The following is a 21,149-nucleotide window of genomic DNA, read 5'->3' as shown; positions in this document are numbered from 1 at the left end:
GCGCATTTGTTATTCCTGTTCTTAGCTTGATCGGAACTAGGAGATGCGAGCAGTTATGACCCTTGAATCAAAACAATCAAGCAAGGCAGAAAAACGTCGTAAAAAGATCATCGAATTGACACAGGCGAGAGGCAACGTATCTGTCGAGTTTCTCACTGACTGGCTAGACGTTTCGCCTCAGACAGTTAGGCGAGATTTGAAACAGCTCTGCAGTGAAAACTTGCTACGTCGGCGTCATGGTGGCGTTGAGTGCTTTGAGCAACAGCTCAATGCACCTTACGACTTAAGAGCCGCAACAAACCCAGTGGAAAAGAAGGCCATTGCGAATGCGGTTGCTGATGTCATTCCCGATGGAGCGACGGTGTTTATCTCGATTGGTTCGACACCTGCGATTGTTGCAGAAGCATTAGCGAATAAGTCGGGTTTGACTGTGATGACGAACAATTTAAACGCCGCCATGGTACTGAGTAATGAACCGAGCAATCGGATCATTATTCCCGGAGGCGAAGTTCGAATGCCAGACAGAGACATTTTGGGTGACGGTGTGCTGGAGTTTTTCAACAGCTACCGCGCCGAATACGGCATTTTCGGCGTAGCTGGTGTTTCAGAAGACGGCGGTTTACTTGATTTTCATGCGTCAGAAGTGCGCGTACGCGAAGCGATTCGCACGCATTGTAAAACGTCAATTTTAGTAATGGATAGCACCAAATTAACAAGGACAGCTCCCGCTGTTGGAGGGAATCTGATGGATGTCGACCTGATTATCATGGATCAACATCCCGGTGATGATTTCTCTTCCATAAGTGACCGCGTTGGAGATCGTTTGAAGTTGGTAGGAGGCGATGCTTCATGAACACAGAACCTTTTGTTTCTTTTAATAACATTGCAAAAAGGTGGAATGGTCAGCTTGGCGTAGAGAATATTTCTATTGATATTCCTGAAGGTGCCTTTGTTGCACTTCTCGGTCCTTCCGGTTGTGGAAAATCAACCACCCTCAGACTGCTCGCAGGGTTAGAAAACCCAGATACCGGTCAAATCACCATTGAAGGCACTGACGTTACCGAAATGGCGCCGTCAGCGAGAAACCTGTCTATGGTGTTTCAATCTTACGCACTCTTCCCTCATCTTTCCGTCGCTGAAAACGTGATGTTCGGGATGAAAGTACGCAAAGTGCCAAAAGATGAACGGCTAGCAAAACTCGCAAATGCCCTCAAGATAACCGGGTTGACTGGTTACGAAGAAAGAAAGCCTGGAGAGCTTTCTGGCGGGCAACGTCAACGTGTGGCTCTTGCCAGAGCGATCGTTGCTGGGCAGCCTTTGTGCCTAATGGATGAACCTCTCTCCAATCTGGATGCCAAGCTCAGACACTCCGTAAGAAAAGACATCAAAAAGCTTCAAAAAGAGCTCGGTATGACGGTCGTTTATGTCACCCATGATCAAACCGAAGCCATGAGCATGGCAGACATTATTGTGTTGATGAAAGACGGCCACATCATGCAAACCGGCTCTCCACAACAACTTTACAGTGAACCCAAAAACACATTCGCCGCGGAGTTTATCGGTGCTCCACCCATGGCACTTATCGAAGGTGGCGTCATTCAGGGCACTGAAAGCACGTCTCAAGTCGGCATTCGTACCGAGCACATTCAACTGGTTGAGTCAGGCCAAGGTCGACTTAGCTGCACGGTTTCTGAAAGCGAATACCTTGGCGAAGAAACTCACGTTCTTCTGGATCACCCTCGAGCCAAAGGGCTTGTGGTCAAACTCCATGGTTACAACTCGCTTCAAGAAGGAACGACGGTAGATATATCTTTCGAAGACAGTGCGCTGCACTTCTTTGACGGTAATGGAAACAGAATGAATTAACACGGAAAGGGACGCTTGGCGTTTTCTTCGGCAACGAGACCGAAGGTTTTCAAGCTACTGCCCTACATACATGTTCAACGTAACCAATGGTGAAATTATGAAGTTCTCAACGGTATTAAGTTGTGCCTTTGCCAGTGCGTTCACGCTTTCTACACAGACGATGGCGGCCACAACTGAACTCAATATGTACTACCCCATCGCGGTGGGCGGAGCCCTAACCAAAGTGGTCGATGAGATTGTCGAAGATTTTGAAGCGCAAAACCCAGATATCAAAGTTAACGCTATCTATTCGGGTAACTATGACGATACCCGCGTCCGTGCTTTGTCAGCACTGAACTCTGGTGAACCCGCACAGTTGGCCGTCATGTTTTCAATCGACGTTTACGACCTGATTGAGCAAGATCTTATCTCTCCTTTTGATGACCTTTTGACCACAGATGCAGACCAAGCTTGGCTCAATGACTTTTATCCAGCTTTGATGGAAAACGGACAGGCAGAAGGAAAAACGTGGGGCATTCCTTTCCAACGTTCAACCATTGTTGCTTACTACAACAAAGATATGTTCCGAGCGGCAGGATTAGACCCAGACCAACCACCCAAAACGTGGGAAGAGTTGGTAACCGTAAGTAAAAAACTCACCAATGATGACACCTACGGCATCATGATTCCCTCGACGGGCTACCCGTATTGGATGTTCCAAGCTCTGGCTATCCAAAATGGCAAAAAGCTGATGTCTGACGATGGCTTGACGACCTACTTCAGCGACAAAGACGTGATTGATACGCTCAAGTATTGGAAATCCTTATCTGAAGAGCACGGCGTCATGCCAAAAGGTACGGTTGAATGGGGCACGCTACGCCAAGCCTTCCTTGAGGGAAACACAGCAATGATGTGGCACTCAACAGGCAACCTGACGGCGGTTAAAAACGCGGCCAAGTTTGATTTTGGTGTTGCCATGTTGCCCGGCAATGTGCGTCTAGGCTCACCAACGGGCGGTGGTAATTTCTATATTTTCAAAGACACCTCCGACGCGGAGAAAGCCGCATCGATGAAACTCATCAAGTTCATGACGTCCCCAGAACAAGCTGCTAAATGGTCAATCGCCACTGGCTATATGGGTGTGTCAAAAGGAGCTTATGAAACGGAAGCACTCAAAGAGTATACCGAGGCATTTCCACCAGCTCTTGTCGCGCGCAATCAACTTGAGCATGCCGTTGCCGAGTTTTCTACCTATGAAACAGCGCGAGTGCGAGAAGGCTTAAACAATGCCATTCAATTCGCCCTGACCGACCAGAAAACGCCTGAAGTAGCGTTGGAAGAAGCGCAATCTTCAGCGAAACGTCTCTTGCGCGACTACCAATAGCGACCCCGCTCCCTACGAAAGTAGGGAGCCATCTAGTTGTAGAAGTCTACTATGAATGATTACGCAGAAATGCAGCGTCGTCGTCAGCATCTCTACGGTTGGTTTTTGCTTACGCCTGCCGCTATTTTGCTTTCGCTCTTCGCGTTTTATCCGTCGTTGGCAACATTTTGGGAAAGCCTGTTTTCAAAAGGCACCCGTCGAAGACCATCAGAGTTTGTTGGGACGGAAAACTATTCGGATCTTTTTGCTGACCCGACGTTCTGGATTGTGGTGGAAAACAATCTGTTTTATGCCGCAATGACGATCCCACTCTCGATCATCATCGCATTGGTGATGGCACTTTGGGCAAACGGTAAAATTTCCGGTAAAGGATTTGTCCGAACCGCCTACTTCACACCTACTGTTTTACCGATGATCGCTGCTGCCAATCTTTGGTTATTTTTCTATACCCCAGATCTTGGCGTCCTTGACCAAATCGGTGCCTTATTTGGATTCGAATCCGTGAATTGCTAGGCCGACCGGAAACCGCCTTGTGGGCAGTCATCATCGTGACGATCTGGAAAGAAGCGGGCTTTTTTATGATCTTCTATCTTGCTGCGCTTCAAACTATCCCTGCTGACTATAAAGAGGCAGCGGACATAGAAGGCGCAGGACGCTGGACCTATACCCGCCGTATCGTGTTGCCACTTTTAATGCCCACTACCCTGTTTATTGTGGTAAACGCCATGATCAACTCGGTGAAGCTTATCGATCACCTTTTCATTTTGACGAAAGGTGGCCCCTCTGATGCGTCAAAGCTGATTCTCTATTACATCTGGGAGATGGCTTTCGCGTTCTTTGATGCGCCTCATGCCGCAGCCATGACGGTTCTCGTGTTGATTGTTCTGGGTATTGCAGCCGCTATCCAATTTTTGTACCTCGATAAAAGGACGCATTACCAATGAAAGCTATCGAAAAGTATCTCGACACATTTGGTGCGCTCCTGCTCGCGGTGATTTGGATTTCGCCATTATTGTTCGCATTCTGGGCGGCATTTCATACAACGTCCGACGCTGTGAATTTCAACTTAACCTCTGGTTGGACGCTCGATAACTTTCGAGTCGCCTGGGACGGTGCGCCGTGGATTAAGTATTTCATCAACACGTTTTGCTTGGTGACTGTGGTACTGATTGGACAATTCATCATTACCACGTTGGCAGGCTTTGCGTTCGCGCAAGTCTCGTTCCCAGGAAAGGACTTTGTCTTTATTCTGGTTCTCCTTCAGCTTTTCATCTTGCCGGAAGTGCTGATCGTGGAGAACTACGCCGTGACCTCTAAATTAGGCTTGTTTGACACTATTTTAGGTGTTGGCATGCCCTACATGGCGAGTGCGTTTGGTATCTTTTTAATGCGCCAATCGTTCAAGTCTGTGCCTTATGAGCTCCATGAGGCCGCGAGTGTTGAAGGTTGCTCGCTGTTTGGCATACTCATGCGTGTTTACGTACCTCTCGCAAAGCCAACCTATCTTGCTTATGCACTGGTGTCCGTTTCTACACACTGGAACAACTTTCTTTGGCCGCTCATCGTTACCAACTCAGATGACACGCGTCCATTGACTGTGGGCTTATCGATATTCGGTGCGCCTGAAAATGGTGTCGATATCTCGGTCATTTCAGCAGCTACTATGATGTCAATCGCGCCTTTGCTCATCGCATTTTTAATTTTCCAAAGACAGTTTGTTCAAGCCTTCCTGCGCGCAGGCATCAAGTGAGATTCAAACTATGACGCGTATTCTGCAAATTACAGATACCCATATCGTTGCACCGCCAAACAAAGTCTCGAAAGTGTTGGACACCTATTCTCTCTTTCAACAGGCGGTGAATAAGATAAATAAAGACCTTGTGAAGCTGGGCAAAATCGACGCGATAATAGTGACTGGGGACATAAGCGACCGGGGGGATGAAGAAAGCTACAAGGCTTTTCAAGAGCTCATCACTCAATTGCACATCCCATACTTTGTGATTCCTGGCAATCATGACAGACGTGAAGCCATGCGCACTTGCTTTACATCCCTCCAGAGCACAAACCTGAGTGAAGAGATCAATTGGATTCACGCGTTTCCTGACTTAGACGTGATTGGTTTAGACACCGTCATTCCGAACAGCGGCGCAGGAAGATTGTCAGAAACCGCTCTAACGTTTCTCGCGGATTCTCTCCAGCAGTCAAAAGATAGACCCGCATTGATTGCTCTTCATCACCCGCCCTTCGAATCCGGTATCCAATTTATGGATGCCATTGGCCTTGATGGGGCGAACGCGTTTAGCGAGATATTGGCGCAATCTGAACGAGATATTCGTGTCATTTGCGGTCATTTACACAACAGCATTGTATGCAGTGTTGGCGGGAAAACGGTGCTTTCATCGCCTTCGACAGCCAGCTCGTTTGTCACAGACCACAGGGATAACGCGCCTGTTGGCTTTACCCAACAGGCTGGCGGATACATGCTACATGAATGGAATAATGGCTTTCGAAGCTCGTACTTAACGCTAGCTGAGTCAGGGCCTCTATACCCTTTTTAAGCGGTCTACTAAGCGGCGCAAATACTCTCAACTTCTTTTGCGATAGCTTGCGCGCGTTGGCTTAACTGCTCAAAAAACGCATACAAATCTTGCGCATTGTTACCTTGATGTTTTTCCACAATCAAACACAACGCAGCCAGATCGTCCGCGCCGACCATAGCGGCGGCGCCTTTCATACGATGGGCAATTTTCTTCGCGGCGGCAGTATCGCCGCTATCCAGCGCAGATTGGAACGCCGTAAGGTCAGCTTGTTGGCTGGAAACATATTTCGACAAAATGTGGTGAAGAAGCTCTTCGCTGTCTCCAACCTGATCTTTAATACGGTTCAGATCGATGCTTGCCTCAATTGCTGCAACAGGTTCATCAGCAACACTCTTAGGTCTCGACTCAGTCTCGATGGCATACTCTTCATCCGTGGGTGAAGGGACAATGCGCGTGGTGAATTTGTCTGCCGGCACATAAAGCGTCATTAGATTAACAAGCTGCTCCTTAGTGAATGGTTTCGCTAAATGCGCATTCATTCCCGCTTTCAAGCAGCGTTGTGCATCACCCGACAACGCGTTCGCGGTCACGGCGATAATCGGCGTTTCCGTATCAAACTCTCTGATTTTTTGCGTCGCTTCGAAGCCATCCATTTCTGGCATTTGGCAATCCATCAAAATCAGATCAAACGGTGTCTCTTTGTGTTTTTTCAACGCCTCAGCACCGTTTTCAGACAAGGTTGAGTAACAACCCAGACTGTTTAAAATCAACACCATCAGATCTTGGTTGACCAGATGATCCTCAGCAATCAGAACATTTAGCCCCTCGAAAACAGGTTCTGGTTTCTCCACATGCTCTGTTTCCAGAGGCAACGTTTTATCAAAATCTAGCGCATAGACCAGTGCTTCTGGGCTTATAGGATTGATAAGGCAAGGCATGCCATGCTCTTCGACTAGCCCATCGTGACTAATCATTAGAGAGTGCGACACTTTCTGCACCAAGGCTTGGTACTTCCAGAGCACATCATCATCGACAAACAGAACGCTTGGCTCCAATTGCTCATCGGAAAAGACATCGCGATCAAGGATTCTTGTTGCTTGAAGCCCAAGCGGAGAAAGGTATTTATCGAGCACCGAAAATAGCTGGTCATCTTCGGTGGCGATCAGAACGGGCCTCGAAAGCACCTCATCACTGAGCGTGAACTCCTCAAACAAGGTGTTAGGTTTACCATTAACGGCAGTCAATGGCACGTCGACCGTAAAGGTTGTCCCAACGTTTTCTTCGCTTTCGACAAGAATACTTCCGCCCATCAACTCGGTCAGTTTAAGGCAAACAGGGAGACCAAGCCCCGTTCCTTGATAAGAACGTGAATAGGATGAATCAACTTGGGTGAAGTTTTCAAAAATCGAGCTTGTTTTTCTTTTGGAATACCAATGCCTGAATCGATCACCATCAGTCTGAGAACAGGCCCCGTTGCAGCCGGCACCTTGTGCAGCCTGACCATGACAGAACCTCGTTTGGTGAATTTCACCGCGTTCCCAACAAGGTTCAGAATAATTTGTGTGTAGCGTACTTGATCGAGCATCAACCACTTCGGCAGTTCTGGGTCGATCAAGCAATGCAGACGAATGCTCTTTTCAACAGTTTTGCTATGGAAAACAGCCAGCGCGTCATGCACTGTGTCAGCCAACTCTGTCTCTTGTTCAATTAACTGCATTTTGCCGGCTTCGATTTTGGTCAAATCCAGCACATCATTAATGATATTAAGCAGCGCATTGGAAGAATGAACCAATGTATCGACGAAGTATGATTGCTGCTGACTCAACTTGGTTTCTTTGAGCAGGTTAGACATGCCCACGATCCCGTTCATCGGCGTGCGTATTTCGTGGCTCATCATCGCCAAGAAATTCGTTTTGGCTTCGTTCGCCTTCTCCGCCTGATCTTTGGCTCTCACCATTTCTTCAGAAATCAGGTCGTTAAGCTTTTTCTGGCGTACGAAGTTAACCATTGCACTCAAGCTCGACAGCACAGGGTCAATCCATGACAAGAGATCATCTTCGTAATAGGTGGACTCATCGAACAAGCACACCACACCAACGAGTTGGTTAGACAGGAACAGCGGCATGCTCAAGGAGTTGATAATCAGCTTGCTGTTAGACGAAGTCAGCCCCGCGACTTGCAAGCTGCGACTGCCCTTTTTCGTTTCAATCACTTCCGTGATGACACTTTCTACGAAGCTCGAAGACACAAAGCCATTAGCGACCAATCGCGTTTGCGCCAAGGTTCGGTAATTGTTGGGGCTCTCCGGGTCGACCTCAACGATGATGCCGTGATTGCTTTCCCCAATCTTGAGCAGGATCTTGAGCACTTCTTTGAAGCTGTGTTGAAAATCCTCACTCGTAAGGAATTTGTCTTGCAACGTTTTAACCGCAGAAAACAGCTCCGCGCCTTTAGACACTTTGATTTTGTCAATGTGCTGTTCAGTGATGTCCCTGAAAATCGCGACTTGCAGGTGTTCATCGTTGACAAGAATTCGCGTTGAACGCACCTGAACAATGACTTTTTCTTTTTCCCTGACTAACTCGTAGTTCAAGTTTTTGGTATTAAACCCATAGAGGGCTTGCGAAAAATATGCCCGAGAATCGGGAACCACTTTAGCAATAATGTCTGACAGTTGCGGCTCGGCGTCTGTAAACCCTTCTAACTCGAAGATCCGTTTCGCTGCCTCATTCAAGGTAACAATGTGGTGATCTTCGGCTAACACAATCAAACCGTCGTTGTAGCTATGGATGATGGTATTGAGGTATCGCTGATTCGATTCAATCTCTTTGATTGCTCTCGCGTACTTCCAGATCAAGAACATGATCATCAGGTCGAGCAAGAATACCTGCGCTATCCCAGATACGATTTCTGAAGTGAGCGTGTTGGTAATGGTTCTGGGGTCTTCGTAGATGATGAGTTCACCCACTTCGATAGGCGGATCGACGCGTCGTAGACAATAGGGAAAATGCGAAGGTGGAATTCGTTGTCGGTTAACCCGTCCTTAGGTGCGGTGATGTGTCTGAAGTTGTCTTCTCGGGCAATTACCTCAATGCGGTAGACAAAGCGAGACGTTGCTTCACTTTCCAAATCATTCACGACGGTATCAAAATCATAATTCCAGATTTGGTCAGGCAGTCGAAACGACAAACGCTGGGCGATGGACGACACCTCGTATTCCAGTTCGCCATACAATCGATCATGGGTTTTGAAGTAGTTAAATAGCCCGAACAAGCTTAAGATCAGCGTACCGCTGACAACAAGAATGACGGCAAGCTTGGTACGCATCAAAAACATGAATTAAACCTGCATGCTGGAAGTAATTTCAGCGGTACTGACTCTTGCGGCTTCAAATTCCTTCAACACCGCTTTGTCATTCAACTTAAGCTCATTGCACCAGTTGATTAAACCATTCCAATTCGCGTGCTCGATATCGTGAGACAGCGTAATAAGTTGTCCATAAACACCTTCTTTTGTCGTCAGACCTTTTTTCACCGCCGCGGACAAATCTAGCTGGCTTACAATTTCGCTCATGGGCTTACTCAACATGACATCAAGCATGGAAAACGCCCCGACAATGAACGCTTCATCAGCGTTAAATTCTTTATTATCGATTTGAAGCGACGAGAAAAAGGTGGCACGAAGTAAAGCGATGCTTTGAAGCTGCGCAGCATGTTGGTGATTGAGGTTTGACATGATGAGAAGTGACACAAGCCTTCTCAATGCCTGAACACCCAGATAAACCACTGCTTGTCTTGGGTTGGCAATTTTGTTGGTTTTGGTTTTCGCCAAAATATTTGCACTGGCAATCACTTTGTAGAGCAAAGAGACATCTTTGGAAATGATGTTGGTTAGCGTATCGATATCATCAGGGTTTTTGTTGATGATGATGCAAATGTCCAACAGCGACATCACGGAAGGTGCCACGTCCTCTGAGCGGACAATGGTCGGTTTTTCGAAAAAGTAACCTTGGAATAAGGTGAAACCTACACTCTGTGCCGCCGCTAACTCTTCTTGTTTCTCTACCTTGCGCGCAAGGAACACTTGCTGGGAATATTGGCTGATGGTTTGTTCCCAGTCACTTGGATTGTCCCGTTCCATACTGATGCTAAAAATATCCACCAGCTCCAGATAGTTTCGCCACGCATTGTGCATGGCTTTACCGTCCATCATGATGCGATAACCTTCGGTGCGGTACGCACGTAGTTTGCTCACCAATTCTGCATTAGGGTGGCAATCATCCGTCAAAAAGATGATTAAACTCTGGCTAGGCATTGAAAGCGGAATCTCATCCATTAGGGACGATTCGCCAAAGCTGACAATGTAGCGGCTTTGATTTTGATTGCTGTTACTGGCGAGGAAGTTCGCGCTCAAAATGCGTGAGGTTGCGGTATCTTCATCGATGGAAGGAAACTTGTTTTCCAAGCCTTCACGGAACAGCAACTCGCTACCCCATTGTTGCAGGTCGTTAGAAAACACAGGTTGACAGGAAAAAAAGACTTCAGCCACGCAAGTACATTCCCAGATTTAAGACATACTCTTAAATCTAGTTCAAATACAGCAAATTTCCTTTTTTTCCCGCGAAAAAGTTGCAATAAAATCAAAGGGGAAGCTTAAATGCTTCCCCTTGTTTTAATCATTGGTTTTATGACAGGTTATTGCGTCGCTTCTTCCGTGACTCGGTAAGGGATCCGTTGTGGCTTGTCGCTAAGACCACCCACCGTCACTCTCTCAATGGTATCTTCGGTAGAGTCGACTTGTGCCGACAACAAAGAACGGCGATTTAGAATTTCACCCTGTTCAAACAGGTAGCGATATTTAGCACCTTGGTAAATATGCAGGTAGCTTGCTAGCGCGCCGGCTGCGCTGCCTGTTGCCGATTCTTCATCAATCCCAACGGCGGGCGCAAAGTTTCGACATCTTGCCGATATATCTGACTCTGTTGGCGTTAGTGCAAATGCGTGAATCGCCATCGATTTCGTTTTCTTATTGAATGCTTTTATCGCTGCCAGGTCTGGTTTTAGCGCATTCAATACACTTTCATCGTTCACTGGAACAATCACATCCGCCAACCCCGTCGAAACAACGGCAACGGGCAAGCCTGTAGAGAGAATGTCTTCTGCTTGAATACCTAGCAGAGGCGCGACCTCTTCAGCCGATAATTCTGGGCCAAACTTCGGAATCGCTTGGTCCATGGTAATTCTGCCATCAGACCCTACTTCGACACCGAGCAAGCCCGCTTTCGTTTCTTGCCTGTAGTGACCAGATTCAACGCGATTTGTATGAAATAACGTAGCAAACGCGCCGACTGTTGCGTGACCACAAAAGTTGACTTCTTCTGTTGGTGTGAAAAATCTAACTTTGAAATCTGCTTTTTTGGATTTTAAGACGAATGCGGTTTCTGAGAATGCGAGATCCGCGGCGATACGTTGCATTTGCGCGGGTTTTAAACCGTCGGCATTGAGTACAACGCCTGCTGTGTTGCCGCCTTGGTTATCAGCGACGAATGCATTAACTGTGTAGACTTCAAGAATATCTGCCATATCTACCGTTCCTTGTTTTTCTTATTTTCTTTTTGGCTCTTTTGTTACAGTGTTACAAAAACACCAAAAACACAAGAAATTGCGTTATCAATCTTTTTTATACCGAGATATTGCGTGGAAATCGATTTTTGCAGAAACAGTATGAGAGTGTTTACAACTACGCGTTTTGTTTTAATAGCATCCTGAATTTACGCTTGATTCGCTTTAAAACTCTGGAGTGCAAAAAGTGAATGGCTTGCTTGGTAAGGCCGTTTTTACATAGAATACGGCCAGATCTAAAAAATGAGTGATTTCGACATGATCGATTTGGAAAACCTGATTAAAGACGCGCCAGAGCGCGAACCAGACCTGCCATTGCCTTCATTAGAAGAGCAAAAACGCATTGCGGCAGAACTTAAAGAATTGGAAGCTAAAGGCGAACTGACCCCTGAAATTCTGGAAAAGTATTTCGGTGGCAAAAAAACGCACTAAGCACTTCTGAATAACGCGCCTCAAGGCGCGTTATTTGTTTATGGCGACGGTGTACTCGGTGCAGGACGCATCACGCTTTTGTATCTTACGGTTCCCGTAAAGAGCCCCTTAGAAAGCTGGCTGAGATGCTGGCGATCAATGCCTCGGATCACTGTCGCTGGATAAAACAACCCATCTGTCCCATATCCCCATGTATCATATCGCGCGATAGCACCAACAAGATGGTGACTATCACTGTTTAGATTCATAATGTCCCGCTCTAGCTGGCGCGCTGCATTGTCTCTTTCTTGCTTGGTGACGGGCTGTACCAATGTTTTTCGAATATCTGGCCACATGTTCTCTAACTCTTGCTCTCGGTCTGGCGAAATCAAGGCAGTCAATGTCGTGGTGACCACACCATCTCCGTCTCGCGACCAAGATGCGAAGTAAGGGTCATAGTCGAAGCCATTCTTCTCTCGCATGATTTTGGTATATCTGGCCTGTAAAACACGATTCATCATATCTTCCGCAAAGATCGTCTTGATATCTCTTTGGGGAACACGCGATACATCGACAATTTCAATGTATGTGCGGTCTTCGGGTGAGGTGTATTTTTTTAGTTCGTCACTCTGCTGATTAAACGTCAGCGTCTTCGGCAGCGTTGCAGGTCTTGTGGCTTTGATATTACCAAGATAAACGTTTATTTGATCCGTCGCGGCGTCCGCCGAGTAATCGGAAATCACGTAAACATTAAAGGCCCCCAAATCTCTGAAAAGCTTGTCATAAACACGCTTAACATCTGTAAACGTTACGTCCTGATAGTCTGCAACTGTTAACGGAGAGTCATAGGACTGGGGAGGATAAATCATGCCTAGTTGGGCACGTTCAAACGCATCATACGGCGACGTATTCATGGCCTTAACACGGCTTACTACCCTTTCTTTTTCACGATCGAAAATGGCTTGATCTAACGACACGTTTTCGATGAGAAAACGCAACGCATTGAGTGCATCGGGTAAGTTTTCACTTTGAACCGACATGGAAATGTTATGGCTACGTCCATATACAGCAGGCTCAATAGCAATGCCGTTGGCATTGAGGTAGTGGTTAAAATCCAACGCATCGATATCTCCGACATCACTGCCTCGAATCACTTCGTAAAGGATGTCCACGGCAGCACGCTCAGATCGATTGAGCGAAGCAAAACCACCCCTCGCTTGCAAAACAACATGGCTCGTTAACGATAGGTCGTCCATATGATGAAACAGAGCCTTGACGTTATTTGGCATCGTCCATGTATAGAGTTCATTGCCTAACGACTTTGTCGTTGGTTTGCGTGTTGGCAAAATAGCTGGCTGTGGAATATTGACGTCAGAATACTCAACATCAACGGCGTCTCCTGCTTTAGCTAGCTTCGCAAAAAACTGCGATTTCAGCCGTTCAGCCCCCGCTAATGATTCATTCTTCACATAGATGAGCGACAAAGATTTAGGCAAGACAGTGAGGTATTCTCGGATACGCTGGTCAATATCTTCATGATTTACTTCAGTAAGAAACTGTTCGAAGTTCTCTAAACGCTGCTGTCCGTCTTGCGGCAAAGCATTGTAATACAGTTCTTCAGATGCACTTTCTGCCACTTCAATGGGCAAGTAATCGTCAAGCAAGTAGCCCCAAGATTCAAACCTTTCTAACAGCGAAGCAAATTCACTGTCCGTGATGCCGTTATCTCTCAATGACGCGAGATCGCCAGCAATCGCGTCGAGTACTTCTGCTCTATCTTGCGCATTAAATTCAGCAACGATTTCAAACAAACTGAGTCCCGGTGCGAATGCGTAGCTCGAATAGAGGCCATTGTGGGCGATGCTGCGACGGTCCAGCTGTTCTGTTAAGCGTTGTTCAATGGCATCCAGAACAAACCACTCTGTCCACATTTCCCGTTGCTGCGAAAGTGTTTTGGGTGGGATGTATCCGCCTTCATTAATACTCAATACCAAGGCTGACGATTGGCCTTGTGGCGCAAACACAGTCAAAGGATAGCGGTAGTCTTTATCTAGAGGAACAATCTCATGGTGCTCGGGCCGATCATCCTCCGTGCGGAGTGAGGAAAATTGCGTTTCGATCTCAGCCGCTAACGTTTTTTCATCAAACCCGCCAACTACTACCAACTGGATTCTGTTTGCTTGATACCATGTGTCATAAAAGGCGCGAAGATCATCTGAATTCGCCGCTAATAGCGTGGCTTCAGTGCCTATCGGGTCGCGTTCTGCGTAAGGGCTGTTTTCGAGCAATGTGTCGTAAAGTTTTAGCTGCCATGACGCGTCAGCCCGGTTATCGAAGCGCCATTCACCAAAGATGACATCAATCTCTCCTGTCACTTGGTCTTCACGTAACGTCAGCCCATCGCCAATGTCTCTAAACCACTTAATGGCATCACTTAACTTCCCATCATCAGGCAAGGAAAGCTTATAAACTGTCCTGCTGTAATCCGTGATGGCGTTAATATCAGGACCAAACTGCACCCCTACCGTTGCAAATTCCTGAAACACAGAATTATCAGGAAAGTGCTCCGTACCATTAAATGCCATGTGTTCGATAAAGTGAGCGTAACCTCTCTGTGACTCCTGCTCTTGAAGGCTGCCGACATTCACGATCAGTCGCATTTCCACTTCCGTGCCTTCAATGGGATAAAGATGGTATTGGAAACCATTCGGGAGAGTATCAGACGTCCAATTGGGATCGACGGCAATTGGCGTCGACGTCGGAAGAGAAGAACACCCAACGATGAACAGAATAAGGATTGGGCCGATCAAGCGCGCAAACATAGGGGCTCCGGTCTTCGAATGAGAATACTCATCACCATTAAGACATAGCGGCATGAGAAAAATTACAATCAGTCAGAAGCTGTGATCAAATTGACACAAAAACGGGGCATTTCGCCCCGTCGTACTCACACAATCGTTTATTTATAGTAGTGCATCGGTTTTCGCTGCACAGATAAAGTCATTTTTGTGCAGACCTTTGATTTTGTGCGTCCACCAGGTGACAGTACAACGCCCCCATTCGAGCAATATTGCGGGGTGGTGCCCTTCATCCTCTGCAAGTTGCGCTACTTTATTTGAAAACGCCCATGCTTCTTTGAAGTTTTTGAAGACAAACACACGTTCGAGTTGAGGAATGCCTTCTATCTCTTTTATTTCCCAATCCAACAGTGTTGCCAATAACGCTTTCGCTTCAGTGTCTGTCACTTTCGGGGCGTCTGCTCTGCAAGCCTCGCATTGCAGTTCTGTCAATTCAGTCATCACGATTCCTTATTGTGCAATTTTCATGGGATAGAGTGGTTTATGCAGCCCCAACGACTTGGCTTTCATAACACAGGCCATCAAATCGATTTTGGAAAACTCGTAGAGCGCACTCATGTCCTCTAAGTAGAAATATATCGGTTGGAGAATGTCTATCCGATACGGTGTTCTCATCACGTCGACGATATCAAGCGGTTCTCTCATTACATCTTTGTCGCGGAATGCGTACTCCGTTTCTGCAGGAGAAGACAAAATCCCGCCTCCGTAGATCGAAAAGCCACTCGGTGTGCGGATGAGTCCAAATTCAACGGTAAACCAATACAACCTTGCCAGATATACGCGATCTTCTTTAGAAGCGTTCACACCAAGCTTACCGTAATGCTCAGTAAAGGCAGCAAAGGCGGGATTGGTCAACATCGCACAATGCCCAAATATTTCGTGAAAATAATCGGGCTCCTGCAGGTAATCGAAGTCTTGCTCACGCCTTAGAAAGGTCGCCACCGGAAACTGCTTATTCGCCAGCAACGCAAAGAAGTGGTCAAAGTCAATCAACGCTGGGACAGGTGCCAACGACCACCCTGTCGCTTCTCTAAGTACTTTGTTGATGTCCGGAATTTGGGGAACATGTGAATGCGGCAGATTTAGCAGTTCGAGTCCTGCGACATACTCCTCACATGCTTTGCCTTCGATACAGGCTAATTGTCGCGTCATGAGCCTTTGCCAGACCTCATTCTCGCTTTCCGTCCAATCTACCAGCCCGTTCTCGTCTTGCGGCTTAGATTCGTATTTATACGCTTTCATCTTCGCCTCCTGAATAAATCTCCTTCTAAAACGATAGTAATAAGTGACTTGTTCTGGCAGCTTCGCAGGCTTGTTACAGTACGGAAGAATGTAAAATAAATTTTACAAACTATTTTTACAATGCACTCAGTTGCTTAATTCTCTCCAGTTTAAACAGCAATTTTGTTGCACGAATTTCGTACTAGGATGAAAAAGAATAGGGAAAGATCACATTAATTCACGACCTAAATGAAGGTTTCATTTTCCAATCCTTCGCTTTGACGTAACATATTTGCTCAGTGAAGTTAGAGGTATGAATAAGTGGTAGACCACCTGAGAACACGCGCTGAATTCGAACAATGCTTGAGAGCCAATGAGAACGGTGAAGTCACCGCTGAATTCAATGGCATGCATTTACGTAGCGTCTACCAGCCTATTTTTCGCCGAGACAACACAGTTGCAGGCTTTGAAGCGCTTATTCGTGCTGTAGGTGTGGACGGATCACACGTTTGCCCCGCTCACTTATTCCGCTGTCTAGACCAAAGCCACCCTGATTTTGCGAATCAGATTAGCGTCGATAAACTCGCGCGCGTCATCCACCTCAGAAACTTTGCAAAATACGCCGGACAGCATTGGATTTTCCTGAATATGCTTCCCTCGTCTGCTGTGGCTTCCATTGAGACTTTTTCCAACCAAAACCTGATGGTTCAGCGATTAGCCGAAATGGGCATTCCACGTGAACACGTTGTGCTGGAAGTGGTTGAACATCTGCACTCTGACTCTGTGTCTTTGTCTGCCGCGACTAATCAATCCATCAAGAATGGATTCAGAATTGCTGTCGATGATTATGGCGTTGAAGGTTCAGAAGAAGCCCGCGTTCGTATGCTCAGACCGAACATCATCAAAATTGATCGTTCATTGGTGCAAAGCTATGTTGGGGGTGAAGTAGAAGCGATACTCCGCTCTATCGCATTGGCGAAAGAAGTTGGGGCCGAAGTGCTCGTTGAAGGTATCGAAAATCAAGAAGAGTACGACGCGATGAAAGCACTTAACGTCGCGTATTTCCAAGGTTTTCACCTTGGCATGCCCCAGCCGCTGTCTGAGTACTTCGATACGAATCCTCTCGATTTCGAGCCTTTGCGTCAGGCGAAGTAATCTCAATCGCCTCAGGCAGGCGATACATCCTCCGACACCTGAACAAAAATCACCCGCTCAACGCCGAATCAACGGGATACTTTTCCGTTCATCACATTTAAGTGATAAAATCCTTGCCAATACATCGTTTGCTTAGTCTTAAAGACTCGAAACGAGAAACAGGATTTACGAAGGCAATCATTCCCATGATTAACAACTCTATTCAGTGGTTTCCGGGCCACATGCACAAAGCACGTAAAGAAATCGAAGAAGTCGTACCTAAGATTGACGTCATCATCGAAGTGCTTGATGCTCGCATTCCATTCAGTAGTGAAAACCCGCTGATCCGTCGTATTCGTAAAGACAAGCCAGTCATCAAAGTGCTTAATAAGCGCGACCTTGCAGACCCTGAGATGACCGCCTTGTGGCTTGAACACCTAGAGAAAGAACAAGGTGTTAAAGCAATGGCAATCACGACTGAACAGATCAGTGAAGTCAATAAAATCATAGATTTGTGCCGTAAGCTTGCGCCTCACCGCGAAGAGATGGGCAAGAACATTCGCACCATGATCATGGGTATTCCAAACGTGGGGAAATCCACCATCATCAATACATTGGCAGGACGTGTTGTTGCTAAAACGGGTAACCAACCAGCAGTTACACGTCAGCAACAACGTATCAACCTGCAAAACGGTGTTGTGTTGTCAGACACGCCTGGGATCTTGTGGCCTAAAGTAGAAAACCCTCACAGTGGTTTCCGTTTGGCAGCAACCGGTGCGGTAAAAGATACGGCGATGGAATACGACGAAGTTGCGTTTTACACCGTGGAATATCTGGCACAAGCGTACCCAGACCTTCTGAAGCAGCGTTACAACATTGAAGAACTGCCAGAAACAGAAGTTGAACTGATGGAAGCGATTGGCGAAAAACGCGGTTGTTTGCGTGCGGGTGGCCGAATCGACATTCACAAAGCGTCTGAGATTCTGATCAACGATCTTCGCAACGGTGCTCTAGGCCTAATTACGCTTGAACACCCAGACATGATCGACAAAGAACTTGTCGAAGTAGAAGAAGCGGCAACGCGCAAGGCAGAAGAAAAAGCCAAACATAAAGAAGAGCGCCGCAAACGCTACCTGCGCAACAAACGATGATTTCCAAGCCCTGACTCTGTCAGGGCTTTTGCGTTCATAGGGCTTTAAATTTATAACGTCTCATTCCTACCGCAAAAACGCGGTCTCCCCTATTCTAAAGTTACAAAGCGTCTACGAAACGCAATGAAGTTGATAACAGGAAAGACTATGAATAATTTAGCAATGTTTGCACAGCCGGGTGTCCTGACTAATCCAACAACACATGTAGAATATTTGACCTTCGTCCTTCGCGACCAATGGATCAATATCGACGAAATCAACGATGCGCTCTCTCAGCTTCCGGGAATCGAAAAGTCTATCCGACAGAAAGATCCTTCAGCCAGTTTAACCATGACATTGGGCTTTTCTGATAACGCGTGGCCAATGCTGTTCCCTGACGTTGGCAAGCCATCGGAGTTACATGCTTCCCTGAGATGGAGAATGGCCACCGCAAATTCCCATCAACGCCAGGTGATATTTTCATCATGGTGAAATCAGAGCGTAAAGATCTTAACTTCCAAGTTGCCAAGCATGCAGCCAAAGCCCTGTCGTCAATCGCCGAGCTCATTGAGGATATTCAAGGTTATAAATACCTCGATAATCGCGACATGATTGATTTTGTCGATGGCACTGAGAATCCAATAGATGACGAGCGCATTGAGTCTGTGCTTATTGGTGAAGACGATGAATTCAAAGGTGGTAGCTACCTCATTGTTCAGCGTTATACCGACAAGCAAGGCGCGTGGGATTCACTGTCTACAGAGCATCAAGAAAAAGTCGTTGGCCGTACAAAAATGGATGACATTGAGTTGGACGATGACACGAAACCGGCTTGGGCACACAACGCGAAAAGTAAGGTAGAAGTCGACGGCGAAGAAGTGAAGATGTTCCGTCAGAACCGCCCATACGGCAATGCTATGGAACATGGCACCATGTTCGTTGGCTTTTCGAATACACCATCAATTATTGAAACGTCGCTGACACAGATGATCACAGCAGATGAGAACGGTGACTACGACAAACTGCTCGATTTTGTTGAAGCAAAAACGGGTAACAGCTACTTCGTTCCTTCCCAATCCTTTATTGAGGAGAGGTTTGACGACTAAGGGATAGACCGTCCGCAAGCCGAGTATTTTTCTCATTGCCAATAACTAAATGGGAAAGTTGCTCGGCTTGACCTTTCAGCAGCGCCAACTCTTCCTCAGTGTTTCCATTCGCGATGCTAATCCAGTGCGTTTCAGTGTTATTCAGCCGCAGCATTTTAATACGAAGGCTGTGTCGACCAAATACACAATGACAGATAATGGAACCAGAGAGAAATGCGAGTGGCGAGAAGAGTTGTGCATAGCCTTCAGGGCACCAGAACCAAACGGTGCAAGCTGCAAGTAAGGCAAAAAAGAAAACTTGAACCGCGTTTTCGACGATCCCTATCGACTTGACGTCAACGAGGCAAATTTTGGAGAGTGGGTAGGCGTGAGAACCCACATACAAATGTGATTCATTGAGCACGAAATCCTTCGTCTTCAGTCCCACGATCCTTTCTCCATTAGAGCGGTCACACGAATAAGTGCTTTACCAACCGTTACTCTAATGAAAAGAGGCTTATTTTCATCTTCTTGAGCATTTTAAAGCCATGTTTTGCGAGGCATCACTCAATGATATTTGGCACCAAACCTGAATCCCTGCTAATGAAAAAGGCAGTGATGACACTGCCTTTTCTTTGAACAGCTGGCGCAATTAAGAAAGGTACTCTTCGCCTGCTGCTGCAACAAAAGCCATTTCTACCAGATACTCTGGCTTCGCAAGCTCTGCCTTAATACATGCTCGGCTCGGCGCTGTACCCTCTTCAAACCATGCATCCCAAACTTCATTCAAACCTTCGAAGTGGGCGAAATCAGTCACGTAAATCGTTACTGAAAGTACGCGTGTTTTATCACTACCAACGCTTGCCAACATTTCTTCAGCTTGAGAAAGAATCTGCGCCGTTTGACCTTTGATGTCTGCGCTCAAATCGCTCTCTGGCACTTCGACAAAGTGAGCAATGCCGTTGTAAACGGTTACGTCAGACCAACGTTTAGTTGGATTAATTCGATGAATTTTCATTGTGTTACTACCACCTATAGTTTGACGATACAGTCTAACAGAACGCGCTATGGCACGTCATCACAGCACACCTAAATCAACGGCTTTATGCCGTTCTCAACGATACTTTCCCTCATCGCAAACTCACGTTACTCGATCGATTGACTCATAATTGAGTCAATCGGAATTTCAGGATGCCCATATCGAAATAAAGCGATGTACAAAATGCGCTTTGTCAACAAGGCTATATATACCCCAGCAACACGAAGATGCAGGTTTCCGGCGTCTTCAATGTGCTTATGCAAATTCATTAATAAGAAGGAAAGTAAAAATGAAAGGTATTTCGTCGGCAGCCATTTTAGCCTTATCTCTGTCCCCTTCTCTTGCCTTTGCGTCCAGCGACTACACCATTGTCAGTGACGCCTCTTCCATCAGCTTTGCTACCATCAAGAAAACCTATGTTGTTGAGCCAGCAACGCTTAGCGGTGTCAAAGGCAGTGTGGATGCGTCAGGGAAATTCAGTGTGACCGCGCCACTTTCTTCAATATCAACAGGGATCCCAATCCGTAATCAACGACTGAACGAATTGTTCTTTGATTCCAGCAAGTTCCCTATGTTGAAAGTTGAGGGACAAGTCGATATGGCTGCACTTGATAAAAACGACGCCATGCTACAGCAGTCTATCCCCGCGAAAGTCACCCTATTTGGCAACACAAAAGATGTGACGTTGGATATGAACATCATCAAAGCTGACGACAACATTTTCGCCTTCACCTATAAGCCAGTCATCATTAGTGGTGCGACATTCGGTATTCCCGAGGACAACTTGAAAAAAGTATCCGCAACCGTCGGAAACATTGATATTTCCAGTACAGTTCCCGTGAACGTCAGTCTGGTATTTGCGGAGAAGTAAAATAGAAAAA

Annotated in this window: 21 protein-coding genes and 1 pseudogene; 12 read left to right on the top strand and 10 right to left on the bottom strand. The window is 46.6% G+C overall.

Translation table 11 applies throughout. The features are described 5' to 3' along the window. Positions 1–43 precede the first annotated feature (43 nt). From ATN88_RS02365 to ATN88_RS02340, 7 genes are all read left to right on the top strand, one after another. Positions 44–853, top strand: a complete 810-nt coding sequence (locus ATN88_RS02365; protein ID WP_232312703.1) for a DeoR/GlpR family DNA-binding transcription regulator — start codon at positions 44–46, stop codon at positions 851–853. After that, a complete protein-coding gene (locus ATN88_RS02360; RefSeq protein ID WP_067410850.1) occupies positions 850–1,866 on the top strand; it encodes an ABC transporter ATP-binding protein in 1,017 nt (338 codons plus the stop codon). The genes ATN88_RS02365 and ATN88_RS02360 overlap by 4 nt, the downstream gene beginning before the upstream one ends. 97 nt (positions 1,867–1,963) lie before the next feature. After that, complete coding sequence (locus ATN88_RS02355; protein WP_067411915.1) at positions 1,964–3,229, top strand: ABC transporter substrate-binding protein; 1,266 nt, start codon at positions 1,964–1,966, stop codon at positions 3,227–3,229. Between the two features lie 51 nt (positions 3,230–3,280). Next, a complete protein-coding gene (locus tag ATN88_RS26580; RefSeq protein ID WP_232312702.1) occupies positions 3,281–3,742 on the top strand; it encodes a carbohydrate ABC transporter permease in 462 nt (153 codons plus the stop codon). Continuing rightward, entirely contained in the window at positions 3,736–4,173 is a 438-nt protein-coding gene (locus tag ATN88_RS26575) for a carbohydrate ABC transporter permease (RefSeq protein ID WP_232312701.1), read from the top strand. Before ATN88_RS26580 ends, ATN88_RS26575 begins: the two co-directional genes overlap by 7 nt. After that, entirely contained in the window at positions 4,170–4,979 is an 810-nt protein-coding gene (locus ATN88_RS02345) for a carbohydrate ABC transporter permease (RefSeq protein ID WP_067410846.1), read from the top strand. The genes ATN88_RS26575 and ATN88_RS02345 overlap by 4 nt, the downstream gene beginning before the upstream one ends. Positions 4,980–4,989: 10 nt before the next feature. Then, a complete protein-coding gene (locus tag ATN88_RS02340; RefSeq protein WP_067410843.1) occupies positions 4,990–5,787 on the top strand; it encodes a phosphodiesterase in 798 nt (265 codons plus the stop codon). 8 nt (positions 5,788–5,795) lie between these two features. On the opposite strand, the gene ATN88_RS28510 is transcribed toward ATN88_RS02340, so the two are convergent. From ATN88_RS28510 to ATN88_RS02325, 5 genes are all read right to left on the bottom strand, one after another. Then, a complete protein-coding gene (locus tag ATN88_RS28510) occupies positions 5,796–7,175 on the bottom strand; it encodes a response regulator (protein WP_332308853.1) in 1,380 nt (459 codons plus the stop codon). Beyond that, positions 7,088–8,737, bottom strand: a complete 1,650-nt coding sequence (locus tag ATN88_RS28505) for a histidine kinase dimerization/phospho-acceptor domain-containing protein (protein ID WP_332308839.1) — start codon at positions 8,735–8,737, stop codon at positions 7,088–7,090. The genes ATN88_RS28510 and ATN88_RS28505 overlap by 88 nt, the downstream gene beginning before the upstream one ends. After that, positions 8,662–9,105 carry a hypothetical protein gene (locus tag ATN88_RS26560; protein WP_232312700.1) on the bottom strand — a complete coding sequence of 148 codons (444 nt, stop codon included), beginning with the start codon at positions 9,103–9,105 and terminating at the stop codon, positions 8,662–8,664. The genes ATN88_RS28505 and ATN88_RS26560 overlap by 76 nt, the downstream gene beginning before the upstream one ends. A 3-nt stretch (positions 9,106–9,108) precedes the next feature. After that, a complete protein-coding gene (locus tag ATN88_RS02330; RefSeq protein ID WP_067410839.1) occupies positions 9,109–10,317 on the bottom strand; it encodes an EAL and HDOD domain-containing protein in 1,209 nt (402 codons plus the stop codon). Positions 10,318–10,463: 146 nt separating this feature from the next. Then, entirely contained in the window at positions 10,464–11,351 is an 888-nt protein-coding gene (locus ATN88_RS02325) for a PhzF family phenazine biosynthesis protein (protein ID WP_067410834.1), read from the bottom strand. A 282-nt stretch (positions 11,352–11,633) separates the two neighbouring features. Between ATN88_RS02325 and ATN88_RS02320 the strand changes: the two genes are divergently transcribed. Beyond that, complete coding sequence (locus tag ATN88_RS02320; RefSeq protein WP_198158309.1) at positions 11,634–11,822, top strand: restriction endonuclease subunit S domain-containing protein; 189 nt, start codon at positions 11,634–11,636, stop codon at positions 11,820–11,822. Between the two features lie 38 nt (positions 11,823–11,860). Here the strand turns inward: ATN88_RS02320 and ATN88_RS02315 are convergent, their stop codons facing one another. The 3 genes from ATN88_RS02315 to phhA all read right to left on the bottom strand — a co-directional run bounded on the left by ATN88_RS02315 (position 11,861) and on the right by phhA (position 15,961). Next, positions 11,861–14,623, bottom strand: a complete 2,763-nt coding sequence (locus tag ATN88_RS02315) for a M16 family metallopeptidase (protein ID WP_067410826.1) — start codon at positions 14,621–14,623, stop codon at positions 11,861–11,863. Between the two features lie 141 nt (positions 14,624–14,764). Next, a complete protein-coding gene (locus ATN88_RS02310) occupies positions 14,765–15,100 on the bottom strand; it encodes a 4a-hydroxytetrahydrobiopterin dehydratase (protein ID WP_067410822.1) in 336 nt (111 codons plus the stop codon). 9 nt (positions 15,101–15,109) lie between these two features. Next, positions 15,110–15,961 carry a phenylalanine 4-monooxygenase gene (gene phhA / locus ATN88_RS02305; protein WP_269748095.1) on the bottom strand — a complete coding sequence of 284 codons (852 nt, stop codon included), beginning with the start codon at positions 15,959–15,961 and terminating at the stop codon, positions 15,110–15,112. A gap of 240 nt (positions 15,962–16,201) precedes the next feature. On the opposite strand from phhA, the gene ATN88_RS02300 reads away from it, so the two are divergent. From ATN88_RS02300 to ATN88_RS02290, 3 genes and pseudogenes are all read left to right on the top strand, one after another. Next, on the top strand, positions 16,202–17,035 hold the full coding sequence (locus ATN88_RS02300) for an EAL domain-containing protein (protein WP_067410813.1): 834 nt from the start codon (positions 16,202–16,204) through the stop codon (positions 17,033–17,035). Between the two features lie 185 nt (positions 17,036–17,220). Next, entirely contained in the window at positions 17,221–18,165 is a 945-nt protein-coding gene (ylqF, locus tag ATN88_RS02295) for a ribosome biogenesis GTPase YlqF (protein ID WP_067410808.1), read from the top strand. Between the two features lie 147 nt (positions 18,166–18,312). After that, positions 18,313–19,250, top strand: a pseudogene (locus ATN88_RS02290) (Dyp-type peroxidase). Here ATN88_RS02290 and ATN88_RS02285 read toward each other — a convergent pair. Further along, positions 19,225–19,677 carry a hypothetical protein gene (locus tag ATN88_RS02285; protein ID WP_067410803.1) on the bottom strand — a complete coding sequence of 151 codons (453 nt, stop codon included), beginning with the start codon at positions 19,675–19,677 and terminating at the stop codon, positions 19,225–19,227. The pseudogene ATN88_RS02290 and the gene ATN88_RS02285 sit on opposite strands and share 26 nt — an antisense overlap. Positions 19,678–19,881: 204 nt before the next feature. After that, positions 19,882–20,247 carry a RidA family protein gene (locus tag ATN88_RS02280; protein WP_067410799.1) on the bottom strand — a complete coding sequence of 122 codons (366 nt, stop codon included), beginning with the start codon at positions 20,245–20,247 and terminating at the stop codon, positions 19,882–19,884. Between the two features lie 310 nt (positions 20,248–20,557). Between ATN88_RS02280 and ATN88_RS02275 the strand changes: the two genes are divergently transcribed. Beyond that, on the top strand, positions 20,558–21,139 hold the full coding sequence (locus tag ATN88_RS02275; protein ID WP_067410794.1) for a YceI family protein: 582 nt from the start codon (positions 20,558–20,560) through the stop codon (positions 21,137–21,139). Positions 21,140–21,149: the final 10 nt, after the last annotated feature.

It is taken from the genome of Enterovibrio coralii (assembly GCF_001559595.1).
In the GTDB taxonomy this organism is placed as follows: Bacteria; Pseudomonadota; Gammaproteobacteria; order Enterobacterales; family Vibrionaceae; genus Enterovibrio; species Enterovibrio coralii.
The sequence above is the reverse complement of the archived record's forward strand: the minus strand, read 5'-3'. Positions and strand labels throughout refer to the sequence as shown.